This window comes from Rhizobium sp. 01N424, from assembly GCF_056399485.1.
The window spans coordinates 272,867-289,279 of record NZ_JBFTRK010000001.1 but is presented as its reverse complement, the minus strand read 5'-3'; the positions used below and the strand labels follow the sequence as shown (position 1 = coordinate 289,279).

Genomic DNA, 16,413 nt, shown 5'->3' with positions numbered 1-16,413 from the left:
TCCTGACCTCGCGGTTCGCCGAATACCTCCCTCAATCCTCCTGTGGGCTAACGGCTCCCATTTCCCGATAGCTGTTGTCTTCTATAGCCGCGCTTCGATAGGGTGGCACCTGTTTTTTAGGGAAAAGCCGACCGACGTGAACGACAGAATGGATCCTCGACACGAAGCCTTTTCGGCTGCCGAACTTTCGACGGAGGAAAGCCGCGCCTCGGCGACGCCGATGATGGAGCAGTTCATCGAGATCAAGGCGAACAATCCGGATTCGCTGCTGTTCTACCGCATGGGCGATTTCTACGAACTGTTCTTCGAGGACGCGCTCGATGCCTCCCGCGCGCTCGGCATCACGCTGACAAAGCGCGGCCAGCATATGGGTCAGGATATCCCGATGTGTGGCGTTCCTGTCCATGCCGCCGACGATTACCTGCAGAGGCTGATCGGCCTCGGTTTCCGCGTGGCCGTCTGCGAGCAGGTGGAAGATCCGGCCGAAGCAAAAAAGCGCGGCTCGAAATCGGTCGTCAGGCGCGATGTCGTCCGCCTCGTCACGCCTGGCACGATCACCGAAGAGAAGCTGCTTTCGCCATCGGAATCGAATTACCTGATGGCGCTGACCCGGATCCGCGGTGCATCGGAGCCGCTGCTGGCGCTTGCCTGGATCGATATTTCGACCGGCGTTTTTCGTCTCGCCGAAACAGAGGCCTCCCGCCTGCTGGCCGACATCCTGCGCATCGAACCGCGCGAGCTGATCGTGCCGGATACAATGTTCTACGACCCGGAACTAAAGCCTGTTTTCGATGTGCTTGGCCGGGTGGCCGTGCCGCAGCCGGGCGTGCTGTTCGACAGCGCGACGGCAGAGGGCCGCATCACCCGTTATTTCGGCGTCTCGACGCTCGATGGCTTCGGGACTTTCTCGCGGGCAGAACTTGCGGCTGCGGCCGCCGCTGTCGCCTATGTCGAGAAGACCCAGATCGCCGAGCGGCCGCCGCTTGGTAAGCCGGAGCGCGAGAGCGGCGCTTCGACGTTGTTCATCGATCCGGCGACCCGCGCCAATCTCGAACTGGCGAAGACGCTCTCCGGGGATCGCAACGGATCGCTTCTGAAGGCTATCGACCGGACGGTCACCGGTGGTGGCGCACGGTTGCTCGCCGAGCGGCTGATGTCGCCGCTGACCGATCCCGTAAGGATCAACGAGCGGCTGGATTCGATCGGCTTCCTGATCGAGGAGCCATCGCTTTGCGGCGATCTGAGGGATGCCTTGAAGCACGTGCCGGATATGCCGCGTGCACTCTCCCGCCTGGCGCTCGATCGCGGCGGACCGCGCGACCTCTGGGCGATCCGCCAGGGCCTTGGTGCCGCCCGCGAACTGGCGCGCCGTCTTTCGGATGCCCTGTTACCCGCAGAACTCGATAGCGCCTCGACCGAGCTTAGTGCGCTTCCGCTCGCGCTGGAAGCCCTGCTCGGCGAGACGCTGGCCGACGAATTGCCGCTGCTGAAGCGCGATGGCGGCTTCCTGCGCGATGGTGCGGATGCCGAGCTCGACGAAGTCCGGGCACTGCGCGACCAGTCGCGCCGGGTGATTGCCGGACTGCAGCTGCAATATGCAGATGAGACCGGCATCAAGTCGCTGAAGATCAAGCATAACAATGTTCTCGGCTATTTCATCGAGGTGACGGCGGGCAATGCCGGGCCGATGACCAATACCGCCGAGGCCAAGGCGCGCTTCATCCATCGCCAGACGATGGCCAATGCCATGCGTTTCACGACGACCGAGCTTGCCGATCTCGAAAGCCGTATTGCCAACGCCGCCGACCGGGCGCTGCAGATCGAGCTGAAGGCCTTCGGCCGGATGACCGCGGCAGTGGTTGCCGAGGCCGAAGCTATCAAGGCCGGCGCCCGGGCGCTCGCGATCATCGACGTTGCCGCTGCCTTGGCCCTGCTCGCCGACGAACAGGCATATTGCCGCCCGCTCGTTGACGGCTCGAAGATGTTTGCGATCGAAGGCGGCAGGCATCCTGTCGTCGAGCAGGCGCTGCGCCGCCAGTCGTCCGGGCCCTTCGTCGCCAACAATTGCGATCTGTCTCCGTCTTCCGATGGCAAGGACGGCGCCATCTGGCTGCTCACCGGCCCGAACATGGGCGGTAAATCGACCTTCCTGCGCCAGAACGCCCTGATTGCGATCCTGGCGCAGATGGGCTGTTTCGTCCCGGCGGCATCGGCGCATATCGGCATCGTTGATCGGCTGTTTTCGCGCGTCGGCGCATCCGACGATCTCGCCCGCGGCCGCTCGACCTTCATGGTCGAGATGGTCGAGACCGCGGCGATCCTCAATCAGGCTACGGAGCGCTCGCTCGTCATTCTCGATGAAATCGGCCGCGGAACGGCGACGTTCGACGGCCTGTCCATCGCCTGGGCTGCCGTCGAGCATCTGCACGAGGCTAACCGTTGCCGCGGTCTGTTTGCCACGCACTTTCATGAGCTGACGGTTCTGTCGGACAAGCTTGCCCGGCTATCGAACGCCACGATGCGCGTGAAGGAATGGGATGGCGACGTCATCTTCCTGCATGAAGTTGGTCCGGGCGCGGCGGATCGCTCCTATGGCATCCAGGTTGCGCGGCTGGCCGGATTGCCGGCCTCGGTCGTCTCACGGGCGCGCGACGTGCTTACGCGTCTCGAAGACGCCGACCGCAAGAACCCGGCGAGCCAGCTGATCGACGACCTGCCGCTTTTCCAGATGGCGGTGCGCCGCGAAGATGGCAATCGCGGCCCATCGAAGGTCGAAGAATCGCTGAAAGGCATGAGCCTTGACGACATGACGCCGCGCGAGGCGCTGGATGCGCTTTACGCCCTGAAGAAGCAAGTGAAGTAGGAGCCGCCGGATGTTTATGCGCAGCCTCGTCCGCGAGACACAGCGGCTTTCCGATATGTTCACAATCCTCGAGGCGCTGCGCAAGGCCGACGAGCATGGCAATCCGCGGGGCTGGAACTCGCCCTACGGCCTTCTGGAAGTGACGCGCAGCTGCGCACTGATCTGCGAACTGGCGTCGATGATCGCCAAGGCGGGATACCGCGAATGTGACAGGCCGACGCTCGAGGCGATTACCGGTGAAGCCCGGCAGGTGCTGTATTCGGTCCAGGCCCAGGCCGCCTGAAAGCCGGCGCCCGCCGAACTTGCGGCAAACCGCCTCGCCGCGACCCGCGCCAACACCTTTTCGCCAAAATTAAAGGTTCTTGAGGTATGAAGCCGGTGTCATTCGCCGGGCAGAGAGGCTATAGCGCATGCAGACGAAACGAGAGGCGCAGAACGATCAAGCCGCGCCGCGCGAACAGAGCATGGCGAAGCAGGACATCGACTTTTCCAGCATTCTCGACACCGCGTACCTGCAGAGCCAATGCGACGCCGTCGCCGAGGCGAACAGGAACCGGCCGGACCTTCTACGCTCCGACCTCTTGGCGGTTCTCAAGAAAGCAAGCACAGAGGGCCGCCAGAAAGCCCGGACGCTGCTTTCGGACGACGGCAGCGGACTGAATTGCGCCTACCGCATCTCCTGGCTTCAGGACCAGATCATCGCGGTCCTCTACAATTTCGCGATCACCCACGTCTTTCCGAAGCAGAAGGACAAGTTCGCGGTGACCGCGGTCGGCGGCTATGGCCGAGACACGCTGGCGCCGGGTTCCGATATCGACCTGCTGTTCCTCTTCCTGCCGAAGCCGGGCGAGGAGACCCACAAGGCCGTGGAGTTCATGCTCTACATCCTCTGGGACATGGGCTTCAAAGTCGGCCACGCGACCCGCACCGTCGAAGAATGTATCGCGCTGTCGAAATCCGACATGACCATACGCACGGCGATCCTCGAAATGCGCTATATCTGCGGCCTCCAATCGCTGGAGACCGATCTCGAAGCGCGCTTCGACAAGGAAATCGTCACCGGCACCGGCCCGGAATTCATTGCCGCCAAGCTTGCCGAGCGCGACGAGCGCCACCGCAAGGCGGGCGACACGCGCTATCTCGTGGAACCCAACGTCAAGGAAGGCAAAGGCGGTCTTCGCGACCTGCACACGCTCTTCTGGATCTCCAAATACTACTATCACGTCCGCGATCCCGCAGAGCTCATCAAGCTCGGCGTTCTCTCGAAGCAGGAATACCGGCTCTTGATGCGCGCCGAAGATTTCCTCTGGGCCGTGCGCTGCCATATGCACTTCCTGACCAACAAGGCGGAAGAGCGGCTTTCCTTCGATATCCAGCGCGAGATTGCCGAGGCGCTCGGCTATCAGCCGCGCCCCGGTCTCTCCGCCGTCGAGCGCTTCATGAAGCACTACTTTCTGGTGGCCAAGGATGTCGGCGATCTGACGCGTATTCTCTGCGCCGCTCTCGAAGACCAGCAGGCGAAGTCGACCCCGGGACTGAGCGGCGTGCTAAGCCGCTTCACGCACCGGACCCGCAAGATCGCCGGAAGTGCGGAATTCGTCGAGGATCGCGGCCGTATTACGCTTGCCGATCCTGAGGTCTTCAAGCGTGACCCTGTCGCCATCATCCGGCTCTTCCATGTGGCCGATCTGAATGGACTGGAATTCCATCCCGATGCCCTGAAGCGGGTCAGCCGCTCGCTCGGCCTGATCGACAACGATCTGCGCGACAACGAGGATGCGAACCGGCTTTTCCTGTCGATCCTGACATCACACCGCGATCCGGCGCTGATCCTGCGGCGGATGAACGAGGCAGGCGTGCTTGGCCGCTTCATTCCGGAATTCGGCAAGATCGTCGCGATGATGCAGTTCAACATGTATCACCACTATACGGTGGACGAGCATCTGATCCGCAGCGTCGACGTCCTGTCGGAAATCGACAAGGGCAAGGCCGAGGAGCTGCACCCGCTTTCCAACAAGCTGATGCCGGGCATCGAGGACCGTGACTCGCTCTATGTCGCGGTGCTGCTGCACGACATCGCCAAGGGCCGCCAGGAAGATCACTCCATTGCCGGCGCCCGCGTTGCCCGCAAGCTCTGCGCGCGCTTCGGCCTGTCGCAGAAGCAGACCGAGATGGTGGTCTGGCTGATCGAGGAACATCTGACGATGTCGATGGTCGCACAGACCCGCGACCTGACGGACCGCAAGACGATCACCGATTTTGCCGACCGTGTGCAGTCGCTGGAACGGTTGAAGATGCTGCTGATCCTGACGATCTGCGATATCCGCGCCGTCGGCCCCGGTGTCTGGAACGGCTGGAAGGGCCAGCTGCTGCGCACGCTCTATTACGAAACCGAACTGCTGCTCGCCGGCGGCTTCTCCGAAGTATCGCGCAAGGAGCGCGCCGGTTTCGCTGCCGAGGCATTGTTCAACGCGCTCTCCGACTGGACGCAGAAGGACCGCAAGACCTACACGAAGCTGCACTACCAGCCCTATCTGCTTTCGGTTCCGCTGGAAGACCAGGTGCGCCATGCGCATTTCATCCGGCAGACCGACAAGGCTGGTCAGGCGCTAGCGACCACGGTTCGGACCGACAGCTTCCATGCGATCACCGAGATCACCGTGCTTTCGCCCGACCATCCGCGCCTGCTTGCCGTCATTGCCGGCGCCTGCGCAGCGGCCGGGGCGAACATCGTCGATGCGCAGATCTTCACGACCTCGGATGGCCGCGCGCTCGACACGATCCACGTGAGCCGCGAATTTCTCAATGACGAAGACGAGTTGCGCCGTGCGGCGACGATCGGCCGGATGATCGAGGACGTGCTTTCAGGCCGCAAGCGGCTGCCTGAGGTCATCGCGACGCGCACCAAGAACCGTAAGAAGAGCAAGGCCTTCGTCATTCCGCCGTCGGTCAACATCACCAATAACCTGTCGAACAAGTTCACCGTCATCGAGGTCGAATGCCTCGACCGCGCCGGTCTGCTGTCGGAAATCACCGCCGTGCTGTCCGATCTGTCACTCGACATTCAATCCGCCCGCATCACCACCTTCGGCGAGAAGGTGATCGATACCTTCTACGTCACAGACCTCGTCGGTCAGAAGATCACCAGCGACAGCAAGCGCTCCAACATCACCGCCCGGCTGAAAGCCGTCATGGCGGGCGAGGAGGACGAACTGCGCGAGCGCATGCCTTCGGGCATCATCGCGCCTGCTGCCACCAGGACTTCGCAGCCGAACGACAAGAAAGCCGGTTCGCCCGCATGAGCCTCGTCAAGAAATTTGCCACCGTCGGCGGCGCTACCCTCGGCAGCCGTATCTTCGGTTTTGCCCGCGAAACGCTAATGGCCGCCGCCCTCGGCACCGGGCCGATGGCCGACGTGTTCTACGCCGCCTTCCGCTTCCCGAACCTTTTCCGGCGCCTCTTCGCCGAAGGCGCGTTCAACGCCGCCTTCGTGCCACTGTTTGCCAAGGAGATCGAGGCGAATGGCACCGATGGCGCCAAGCGTTTTTCGGAGGAAGTCTTCGGCGTGCTGTTTTCGGTACTGCTGCTCATCACCATCGTGATGGAGCTCTGCATGCCGCTTCTGGTGCGCTTCATCATCGCGCCTGGCTTCACCGACGATCCGGACAAGTTCTCGATCACCGTGCGCATGGCGGCGGTGATGTTCCCGTATCTGATGTGCATGTCGCTGACGGCGATGATGAGCGGGATGCTGAATTCGCTGCATCACTTCTTTGCCGCCGCGGTTGCACCTGTTTTCCTCAACGTCGTCATGATCGGCGCGCTGTTTTATGCGCTCTATACCGGCTCTGAGCCGCTGCAGACGGCCTGGTACCTTTCCTGGGGCGTTCTGGCGGCGGGTATCCTGCAGCTCGCCGTCGTCTATATCGGCGTCCTCCATGCCGGCATGAGTATCGGCCTGCGCCGTCCGCGCATAACGCCCAACGTCAAGCGGCTACTGATCCTTGCCGTTCCGGCTGCCGTCACCGGCGGTATCACCCAGATCAACCAGATGATCGGCCAGGCGATCGCCTCATCGCGCGAAGGTGCGATTGCAGCGCTTCAATATGCCGACCGTATCTATCAGCTGCCGCTCGGTGTCGTCGGCGTTGCGGTCGGCGTCGTCCTGCTGCCGGAACTGGCGCGCGCGCTCAAGGGCGGCAATCTGCGCGAAGCCGGCAATCTGCAGAACCGCTCAATCGAATTCGTGCTGTTCCTGACGATCCCAGCTGCCTTCGCGCTCTGGATTCTTTCCGACGAGATCATCCGCGTGCTCTACGAGCGTGGAGCGTTTCACCAGGAAAACACTGCTATCGTCGGCTCGATCCTGGCGATCTACGGTATCGGCCTTCCGGCTTTCGTGCTCATCAAGGCTTTGCAGCCCGGCTTCTATGCCCGCGAGGACACCAAGACGCCGATGCGGTTTTCAGCTGTTGCCGTCGGCGTCAACTGCGCAACGGCGCTGACGCTGTTCCCGCATCTTGGCGCCCCCGGCATCGCCGTTGCCGAGGCGACTGCGGGCTGGATCAGCACGGTGCTGCTGTTCACCACTCTTATTCGGCGCGGCCACCTCGCGTGGGAATGGGCGCTGGCTCGGCGCGCTGCGCTGCTCGTCGTCTCGGCCACCGTCATGGGTGGCGTCATCATCTATCTGCAGCATCGCTGGGAGCCGTGGCTGGCCTCAAGCGCTCATCTGACAACCAAGATCGGCACGCTGGGACTGCTGATCGGGATATCGATGATCGTCTATTTCGCCACGGCATTCGTGATCGGCGGCGCCGATCTCGGCATGATCCGCCGCAACCTCAACCGCAAGCCGGCACCTTCCACTAAAGGCTGAGGCTCAACAGTAGGTCCATCGCCGCTTCGGCCCGGTATCGACATGGACGATGCCGTTGCAGTAGCGGCCGATACCACCGATGCCCGGTGCGCTCTGAGCAGCGGCAATAACCACCCGCTCGGAAACGCCGGGCACCCGGATATCGGCGGCATTGCAATGGCGATGCTGAGAGTGCGACCGGCCGGAATGCGGCCGGAAACCCGATGTGACCATCGGGCGCCTGCCGGTCTTGGCGGCGATATGGGCAAGAATTCCTCTCAGGCGTGGCGGAAAGCATCCGACACGGACGCTGACGGTCTGCACCGTGTAGGCGGATGTGGCGGCATTCTTGAGCAGCCTGACGGATGGCTTCTTGGCGGTCTGGGCATTGGCATTCAAGCAACAAGACACGGCGAAAAGACTGGCGAGCGCCAGGGATAGAATGGTGTGCATCGACGTCCCTCCGGAAAGGGCCGGGCTGAAAGGGCAGCGCCCGGCCGGATGGCGCCAGGAACGTTGGTTTCAATTGTGACCATTTTGTGAAATTTTCTACCAATTGAAAATGTGAAAATACCTCATTTATAGGATATTCACATTTTCAACATAGCTATAAATGAGTATAAAATACTCCTGACACCCAAAACGGAATCAAGGCTTTGCCCATTGCGCGCATAGCCCATCCGAAATCGCTTTCGGCGCGCAAAAAATGCGGCTCGGCGGCTGAAAAAAGTTTAAGAAGGGAGCCTTCATCCCGTTGAAATGCCTTGAATCAGGAGCCCGGACCCATGCAGTCGCTGTTTCTCGTCACGCTTGTTGTCGATGACTATGATCGCGCAAAGGCTTTCTATTGTGGTTCGCTCGGCTTCGACTGCCTGCAGGATGAGGCGATGCCGGACGGCAAGCGCTGGGTCGTGGTCAAGCCGCGCGCCGGCGAAGGTGCGGCCTTCCTGCTTGCGCAGGCTGCGGACGAACAGCAGAAGACCGCGATCGGCAATCAGACCGGAGGGCGCGTCGGCTTCTTCCTGAAGACCGACGATTTCGTGCGCGACCATGCGGCGATGGCCACTGCCGGCGTTCACTTTCTGGAGGAGCCGCGGCACGAGATTTACGGCACCGTCGCCGTGTTTTCGGATCCCTACGGCAACACCTTCGACCTCATCCAACACGCCGCACCAGCAGGCTCTTGATTGCCGCGTTTGACGCGTGCATAAGCGCGCCCGTTAGCAACATGGGCCTATGGCCCTGGGGCCCTCCACCAGCCTAATCGAGGACATCATCATGGGCGAATTCAAGAAGCTCGTATTCTCCGGCGTTCAGCCGACCGGCAATCTCCATCTCGGCAATTATCTCGGCGCGATCCGCAAGTTCGTGGCGCTGCAGGACGGCAATGACTGCATCTACTGCGTCGTCGACCTGCATTCGATCACCGCGCAGCTGGTCCACGAGGATCTTCGCGGTCAGATCCGTTCGATCGCTGCGGCCTTTATCGCCGCCGGCATCGATCCGGAAAAGCATATCGTCTTCAATCAGTCCGCCGTGCCGCAACATGCCGAGCTTGCCTGGGTCTTCAATTGCGTTGCCCGTATCGGCTGGATGAACCGCATGACGCAGTTCAAGGACAAGGCCGGCAAGGACCGCGAGAATGCCTCGCTCGGTCTGCTCGCCTATCCGAGCCTGATGGCTGCCGACATTCTCGTCTATCGCGGCACCCATGTGCCTGTTGGCGACGACCAGAAGCAGCACCTGGAGCTGGCGCGCGACATCGCCATGAAGTTCAATCTGGATTATCAGGATCACATCCGCCGGGCCGGTCACGGCACCGATATCGTGGTCGGCAACGAGCCTGTTCACGCCTATTTCCCGATGGTCGAGCCGCTGATCGATGGTCCGGCGCCGCGGGTCATGTCGCTGCGCGACGGCACGAAGAAGATGTCGAAATCCGATCCGTCCGACCTGTCGCGCATCAATTTGATGGACGACGAAGAGGCGATCTCCAAGAAGATCCGCAAGGCAAAGACCGATCCCGATGGCTTGCCGAGCGAAATCGAGGGTCTGAAGGGCCGCCCGGAAGCCGACAATCTCGTCGGCATCTATGCAGCACTCGCCGACAAGACGAAGGCGGAAGTTCTTGCCGAATTCGGCGGTCAGCAGTTCTCGGTCTTCAAGCCAGCCCTCATCGATCTGTCGGTGCAGGTTCTCGCGCCGATCACCGGCGAGATGCGCCGGCTGATGGACGACACGACCCATATCGACGCGATCCTGCGCAACGGCGGCGAGCGCGCCCGCGCCCGCGCCGAAGCCACGATGAAGGACGTCCGCGACATCATCGGATTTCTTTACTAGGCAAACATCGTTCGAGCCGGGCGTTGTCAGCCCGGCTCAAGCTTTGCCTGCCATGGATTTCCAGCATTGTCCGGACAGTCCGGACGATCATCCAACGCTGACGCGCTGCAAGGAACATCCATGACCCCGTCTGCCTCCACTCCAGGTGCGGCGCATTTGCCGGACGTCGAACTGCTGAGGGCCAAGGTCGCCGGGAACGGATGCCTCGTATACCAGCCCTATCTGAACGATCAGCAGCTCGCTTCGCTGGATCCGCAGGCTGTGCCGCTCGACATCTCGTTCAATACTGAGGCCGCAACGCGCGAATACGAGCTGTTCCGGACGCTCTACGATCACCATAGAGCCATCGGGTTCGATCCTTCCGCCTTCTGGGGTCTTGTTTCCAGCAAGTTCGCGTTGAAGGCTGCCACGCCATTTTCCCATTTCGTATCGCAGGCGAGCGAAGCGCAACGCGCCGGTTTCGACTGCTATGCCTACAATCCGATGCTCGCCAACGCCGCGATCTTTCTCAGCGCCTGGGATCAGGGTATCGCGACCGGCCATGTCGGCATGGACAAGATCTTCGATTACCTGGCCGCAACCGGTTACCCGGTCGGCGAGCCGCAGGGGCCCGATACATTCTTCTTCTGCAATTATTTCGTGGCAAACGACCGCTTCTGGAGAGGCTACTTCTCCTATTGCGAGGCTATTCTCTACGCCCTCGAGCAAGAGGCCGCCGCCGGCAGGCAGGCAGGTCTGGCCTATATCGGCCACGGCAATTATGCGCGCGACAAGAACACGAGCATGCGGCCGTTTGTCATCGAGCGCCTTCTCGGCCTCTACATCGCCTCCGCGCGCACCAGCGGACTGAAGGTCGCCGGTTTCGTTCCCCAGGCCGAAGACTTCGCCCGCAAATTCGGCGACCGCATGGGCAGCGCTTTGTTCGATCTCTGGTCAAAAAAGAACGATGGCATTGCAGGTGAAGGCGCTTCACGTTTCGAGACGTGGAAGGAGGCCCGCTTTGCGATCGCATCGCAGCCGATCCTCGCTTTGCATGCCGACGATCCGCCGGCCTGGCTCCCCAGGATCAACAAGCTCTAGGTGCCGAGCGAACCCGTTCGGAAGGGTTTGCGGTCGTACGAGGGGCTTGCAAATTTTCGGGTTAGGGTGTCAGAGTCCGCGCCATGGTATCAAAGCGACTCTCCCGTCTTGAAGGTCATCGCCGCAAGTTCATGGCGGTCATCGACGGTACACCCGAATGCCAGCGCGCCGTTCACTATGCCGGCCGGCGTGCCAAGAATTCCAACGGCGGCCTCGTCCTCGTCTATGTGATCCCGGAAGGCGATTTCCAGCAGTGGCTGGGCGTCGAGGAGATCATGCGTGCGGAAGCGCGCGAGGAGGCGGAAGCCGTCGTTGCCAAGTCGGCGCAGGTCGTGCGCGAGACGATAGGTATCGAACCGGAAATCGTCATTCGCGAAGGCAGCGCCGCCGAGCAGATCAATCTGGCGATCGAAGAAGACCGGGATATTGCTATCCTGGTGCTCGCGGCAAGTTCGGCGAAAGAGGGACCGGGCCCCTTGGTCTCGTCGGTTGCCGGCAAGGGTGCGGCTTTTCCGATCCCCGTCACCGTGCTTCCCGATACGCTGACGAACGAAGAGTTGGACGCGCTTGCCTGAGAAGGGCAATTCTGGAGTCATTATCTCTTGAATGGCGCGGCCAAACAGCCTATTTTCTTTTGAAGAATTCTAAAGACGGCCCCGAGCGACGGCTTGGCCGCATGGAGAGCGAAATGTTCATTCAGACCGAAGCCACCCCGAACCCCGCCACGCAGAAGTTCCTGCCGGGCAAGGTGGTGATGGAGAACGGCACGGCCGAATTCCGCAGCGCGGACGAAGCACAGGCCTCGCCGCTGGCTGCGCGCCTGTTCGAAATCCCGGGCGTGACAGGCGTCTATTTCGGTTACGACTTCATTTCCGTCTCCAAGGACAATGCCGAATGGCAGCACCTGAAGCCGGCGATCCTCGGCTCGATCATGGAGCATTTCATGTCGGGCAAGCCTGTCATGGGCGATGCATCGATCCTGTCCGAGGATGCGGATGCAGGCGACGAGTTTTTCGATGCAGGCGACGAGTCGATCGTCCTCACCATCAAGGAGCTGCTGGACACACGTGTGCGTCCGGCCGTGGCCCAGGACGGTGGCGACATCACCTTCCGCGGCTTCAAGGACGGCAAGGTCTATCTCAACATGAAGGGCTCCTGCGCCGGTTGCCCCTCCTCTACTGCAACGCTGAAGCATGGCGTTCAGAACCTGCTTCGCCACTTCGTTCCCGAAGTGCAGGAAGTCGTCGCGGCCTAAGCAACAGTATTTGCGCATCGATTCACCCGACCGGGCTATTGCAGCACGGCCGGATGAATTTATTCTGCGCGCGGAAGAATTTATTCGGAAATTGATGGCATGATAATTCTGGCGCTCGACACGGCAGGTGTGGATTGCGCTGCCGCTGTTTTTGACAGCGGTAGTGAGACGGTGCTTGGGGAGGCATCGGAGATGATTGGCAAGGGGCATGCAGAGCATCTGATGGGCATCGTCGACCGCGCATTGTCGCAGGCCGGCAAGAAGCTCGCGATGGTCGAACGCATCGCCGTGACGATCGGCCCCGGCTCCTTCACAGGCATTCGAGTGGGTGTGGCTGCGGCCCGCGGTTTCGCCCTCGCACTCGGTATCCCGACGGTCGGCGTCACGACGCTGGAAACCATGGCAGCGGCACAACGGCTGAAGACGCCCGGCCGCGCGGTCCTTGCCGCCATGGATGCCAAGCGCGACGAAATCTATCTCCAGAGTTTTTCTGCCGAAGGCGAACCGCTTGACGAGCCCCGCGCCGTACCGATTGCGGAGGCCGTCGCTTTCGCATCGTCTTTCGACGGCGAAATCACCGGCTCGGCCGCGCCGCTGCTGCGGCCCGAACTGACTGGCGACTATGTCAACGCATTTCCCATTTCCATCGTGGCGCGCCTCGGTGCTGCCGCTGATCCGTCTTCCGGAAAGCCGAAGCCCCTTTATCTGCGTGGACCCGACGCCAAGCCACAGGCGGGGTTTGCGATTGCGCGAGTATGACGATGCTGGAAGCCTATCTGTCGCTTAAGCCGGAATTCGAGATTGTCGCGATGGACAGCGACGACTGTCATGGGGTTGCGGTGCTCCACGGCGAACGATTTGCCCGCCCCTGGGGCGACGGCGAGTTTCACAGCCTGCTCAGCCAGGACAATGTCTTCGGTTTCGTCGCGCGCCAGACAAACGCTTTCCTCAAGAAGCCTCTGCCCGGTTTCGTTCTTGCCCGTCAGGTGGCAGGCGAGGCGGAAATCCTGACGGTCGCGGTGCAGACGAAGGCCGCGCGCTCCGGCCTCGGCTGGCGGCTGATGCAGGCGGCGATGCGTGAAGCGCATGCGCGGGGTGGTGAAAGCCTGTTCCTGGAAGTCGATGCGGGCAACGTGCCGGCACTCGGTCTTTACCGCAAGCTTGGCTTCGAGCAGGTTGGCGAACGCCGGGGCTATTACAAGGACGACAAGGGTGCGGTTTCCACGGCGCTTGTCATGAAGCGCGTTCTTCGCTAGTTCCCTCTTGGAACTGGAATCTCTTGTGAAGGCCGCCAATGACCGACGTAGCCAAGACCCTTGAGGAGCTTTGCGCCGAACGCGGCATGCGGATGACCGAGCAGCGCCGCGTGATTGCACGCATTCTCGAGGAATCGGAAGACCATCCCGATGTCGAGGAACTCTATCGCCGCTCCGTGAAGGTCGATGCGAAAATCTCGATCTCGACCGTCTACCGCACCGTCAAACTGTTCGAAGATGCAGGCATCATTGCCCGCCACGATTTTCGCGACGGCCGCTCGCGCTACGAGACGGTACCGGAAGAGCATCACGATCACCTGATCGACCTGAAGAATGGCGTCGTCATTGAGTTCCGCTCGCCGGAGATCGAGGCGTTGCAGGAACGCATCGCCCGCGAGCATGGCTTCAAGCTGGTCGATCACCGGCTGGAGCTCTACGGCATACCGCTGAAGAAAGACGAACGCTGATCCTATGACCGCAGCCGCAGGAAGTGCCCGCTGATGGTCTGGCTGCGCATTGTCTATGCCGCAATCGTCGTGGCGCTGGCGAGCCTGCTGCTGATGCCGTTCCAGCTGCTCGCGCTCTACTTCGACTGGAAGCTGCGCCGCACCCTTCCCCGGTTCTGGCACAGGATTGCCTGTCACGCACTCGGCATCCGGGTCCATGTTCACGGCAGCCTGGAACGGCGCCGGCCGCTGATGCTCTGCGCCAACCATGCATCCTGGATGGATATCATGGTGATGTCGTCAGTCGCCGACGTTGCCTTCATCGCCAAATCCGAGGTGCGCAGCTGGCCAATCTTCGGACAGCTTGCGAGGCTGCAAAAGAGCGTCTTCATCGTCCGCGAAGAAAAGCGCAACACCGGCAACCAGGCCAATGAAATTGCCGGGCGCATGGCCGATGGCGAGATCGTCGTGCTGTTTCCCGAGGGCACGACATCCGATGGCAACCGCCTGCTGGAAGTGAAATCGTCGCTGTTTGGCGCGGCCGCGATGGCGGTTCCGCATTCGCCCAACGGTTCGGTCTTCGTTCAGCCTGTAGCAATCGCCTATACCAAGGCGCACGGCGTCGCCCTCGGCCGCTATCATCGCCCGCTCGCAGGGTGGCCCGGCGACGTGGAGCTGATGCCGCATTTCATGGACGTCGTGAAAAACGGCGCCATCGATGTCGAGGTTCGCTTCGGCGAACCCGTCGATTACCGCGCGGATTCGAACCGCAAGGACGTGAGTTCAACCATCGCGCGGCGCATCCGTGCGATGCTGAACAGCAGCCTGCGCGGGCGCGAGATCAGCTGACGCAAGATTTCGATTTTCTAGCGGGCAAAAAACCACTAAATAGCCCGCCATGACCCAAGACAGCGCCCTTCTTCAGGCCCCGGAACTCCCGAGCGAGAGCCTCCGTGATGGCAGCAACAGCCGCAAGGTCTTCATCAAGACTTACGGCTGTCAGATGAACGTCTATGACTCGACGCGGATGAGCGACGCTCTGGCCCGCGACGGCTACGAGCCGACCGAGGATATGGAGGAGGCCGATCTCGTCCTGCTCAACACCTGTCATATCCGCGAGAAGGCGGCGGAGAAGGTTTATTCCGCCCTCGGCCGCCTGCGCGAAATGAAGAAGAAGAAGGCTGCCAAGGGCAAAGAGATGATGATCGGCGTTGCCGGTTGCGTTGCCCAGGCCGAAGGCGAGGAAATCCTGCGCCGGGCGCCTGCTGTCGATGTCGTCATCGGCCCGCAGACCTATCATCGCCTGCCGGAAGCGCTGCGCAAGGCCAAGGAAGGCCAGCGGATCGTCGATACGGAATATGCGCTCGAAGACAAATTCGAGCACCTGCCGATTGCCGAGGCGAAGAAGATCCGCTCGCGTGGCGTCACGGCTTTCCTGACCGTGCAGGAAGGCTGCGACAAGTTCTGTACGTTCTGTGTCGTGCCCTATACGCGCGGCTCGGAAGTGTCGCGCCCGGTTTCGCAGATCGTCGATGAAGCAAGACAGCTTGTGGAAGCCGGCGTGCGCGAAATCACGCTGCTTGGCCAGAACGTCAATGCCTGGCATGGTACCGGTGCGAACGGCGAAGAGTGGACGCTCGGCGACCTGCTCTACCGGCTTGCTGAAATTCCCGGCCTCGCGCGGCTGCGCTACACCACCAGCCATCCACGCGACATGGACGACCGGCTGATCGCCGCGCATCGCGATCTCCGAGCGCTGATGCCCTATCTGCATCTGCCGGTGCAGGCGGGATCGGACCGTATTCTGAAGGCGATGAACCGCCGTCATACCGCTGCCGAATATTTGGCGCTGATCGAGCGCATCCGTGCTGCCCGTCCCGACATAGCCCTATCGGGCGATTTCATCGTCGGCTTCCCGGGGGAGACAGATCGCGATTTTGAGGATACACTCAAACTCGTGGAGGAAGTGCGTTACGCGCAGGCTTTCTCCTTCAAATATTCGACACGGCCGGGCACGCCCGGCGCGGACTTGAAGGATCAAGTGCCCGAAGAGGTCAAGGCAGAAAGGCTCGAACGCCTGCAGGCGCTTCTCCTGAAGCAGCAGCAGGAATTTGCCGAATCCTGCATCGGGAAAACGATCGATCTGTTGCTGGAAAAGCCCGGTCGCATGGAAGGACAGCTTATTGGGCGTTCTCCCTGGCTTCAGTCAGTGAATGTTGATGCAAAAGCATCGCAAATCGGTGACATTATTAAAGTGCGAATCACCGGAACTGGAACGAACAGCCTGTTTGCCGAATTTGCAGAGGGCTGAG

The 16,413-nt window shown here is 61.4% G+C and carries 15 protein-coding genes; 14 read left to right on the top strand and 1 reads right to left on the bottom strand.

What is annotated here, in order from left to right:
- Positions 1-148: 148 nt before the first annotated feature.
- The 4 genes from mutS (at position 149) to murJ (ending at position 7,742) form a co-directional block, all read left to right on the top strand.
- Positions 149-2,863, top strand: coding sequence for a DNA mismatch repair protein MutS (mutS, locus tag AC1DNK_RS01510; RefSeq protein WP_477939850.1), 2,715 nt, complete (start codon positions 149-151; stop codon positions 2,861-2,863).
- A gap of 10 nt (positions 2,864-2,873) precedes the next feature.
- A complete protein-coding gene (locus AC1DNK_RS01505; protein ID WP_112385257.1) occupies positions 2,874-3,146 on the top strand; it encodes a hypothetical protein in 273 nt (90 codons plus the stop codon).
- A gap of 127 nt (positions 3,147-3,273) precedes the next feature.
- A complete protein-coding gene (locus tag AC1DNK_RS01500) occupies positions 3,274-6,165 on the top strand; it encodes a [protein-PII] uridylyltransferase (RefSeq protein WP_477938980.1) in 2,892 nt (963 codons plus the stop codon).
- On the top strand, positions 6,162-7,742 hold the full coding sequence (gene murJ, locus AC1DNK_RS01495) for a murein biosynthesis integral membrane protein MurJ (RefSeq protein WP_477938978.1): 1,581 nt from the start codon (positions 6,162-6,164) through the stop codon (positions 7,740-7,742). The genes AC1DNK_RS01500 and murJ overlap by 4 nt, the downstream gene beginning before the upstream one ends.
- Positions 7,743-7,745: 3 nt before the next feature.
- On the opposite strand, the gene AC1DNK_RS01490 is transcribed toward murJ, so the two are convergent.
- The gene (locus AC1DNK_RS01490; protein WP_112385254.1) at positions 7,746-8,174 is read right to left on the bottom strand and encodes a YcbK family protein; all 429 of its coding nucleotides are present in this window, start codon (positions 8,172-8,174) and stop codon (positions 7,746-7,748) included.
- A 332-nt stretch (positions 8,175-8,506) separates the two neighbouring features.
- Here AC1DNK_RS01490 and AC1DNK_RS01485 point away from each other — a divergent pair, with 332 nt between their 5' ends.
- The 10 genes from AC1DNK_RS01485 to miaB all read left to right on the top strand — a co-directional run bounded on the left by AC1DNK_RS01485 (position 8,507) and on the right by miaB (position 16,412).
- Positions 8,507-8,908: a VOC family protein gene (locus AC1DNK_RS01485; protein WP_477938976.1), complete on the top strand. Its 402-nt coding sequence runs from the start codon at positions 8,507-8,509 to the stop codon at positions 8,906-8,908.
- 91 nt (positions 8,909-8,999) lie between these two features.
- Positions 9,000-10,064: a tryptophan--tRNA ligase gene (gene trpS, locus AC1DNK_RS01480; RefSeq protein WP_112385252.1), complete on the top strand. Its 1,065-nt coding sequence runs from the start codon at positions 9,000-9,002 to the stop codon at positions 10,062-10,064.
- 120 nt (positions 10,065-10,184) lie between these two features.
- Positions 10,185-11,144: a hypothetical protein gene (locus tag AC1DNK_RS01475; RefSeq protein WP_112538424.1), complete on the top strand. Its 960-nt coding sequence runs from the start codon at positions 10,185-10,187 to the stop codon at positions 11,142-11,144.
- An 83-nt stretch (positions 11,145-11,227) separates the two neighbouring features.
- The gene (locus AC1DNK_RS01470; protein ID WP_112385250.1) at positions 11,228-11,719 is read left to right on the top strand and encodes a universal stress protein; all 492 of its coding nucleotides are present in this window, start codon (positions 11,228-11,230) and stop codon (positions 11,717-11,719) included.
- Between the two features lie 113 nt (positions 11,720-11,832).
- Positions 11,833-12,399: a NifU family protein gene (locus AC1DNK_RS01465; RefSeq protein WP_112385392.1), complete on the top strand. Its 567-nt coding sequence runs from the start codon at positions 11,833-11,835 to the stop codon at positions 12,397-12,399.
- 99 nt (positions 12,400-12,498) lie between these two features.
- Positions 12,499-13,158 carry a tRNA (adenosine(37)-N6)-threonylcarbamoyltransferase complex dimerization subunit type 1 TsaB gene (tsaB, locus tag AC1DNK_RS01460; RefSeq protein ID WP_477938974.1) on the top strand — a complete coding sequence of 220 codons (660 nt, stop codon included), beginning with the start codon at positions 12,499-12,501 and terminating at the stop codon, positions 13,156-13,158.
- Entirely contained in the window at positions 13,155-13,655 is a 501-nt protein-coding gene (locus tag AC1DNK_RS01455) for a GNAT family N-acetyltransferase (protein ID WP_442207921.1), read from the top strand. Before tsaB ends, AC1DNK_RS01455 begins: the two co-directional genes overlap by 4 nt.
- A 38-nt stretch (positions 13,656-13,693) precedes the next feature.
- Complete coding sequence (locus AC1DNK_RS01450; protein ID WP_112385248.1) at positions 13,694-14,122, top strand: Fur family transcriptional regulator; 429 nt, start codon at positions 13,694-13,696, stop codon at positions 14,120-14,122.
- A gap of 30 nt (positions 14,123-14,152) precedes the next feature.
- Complete coding sequence (gene olsA, locus AC1DNK_RS01445) at positions 14,153-14,950, top strand: lyso-ornithine lipid O-acyltransferase (protein WP_477939848.1); 798 nt, start codon at positions 14,153-14,155, stop codon at positions 14,948-14,950.
- A 49-nt stretch (positions 14,951-14,999) separates the two neighbouring features.
- Positions 15,000-16,412: a tRNA (N6-isopentenyl adenosine(37)-C2)-methylthiotransferase MiaB gene (miaB, locus tag AC1DNK_RS01440; RefSeq protein ID WP_112538420.1), complete on the top strand. Its 1,413-nt coding sequence runs from the start codon at positions 15,000-15,002 to the stop codon at positions 16,410-16,412.
- Position 16,413 lies beyond the last annotated feature (1 nt).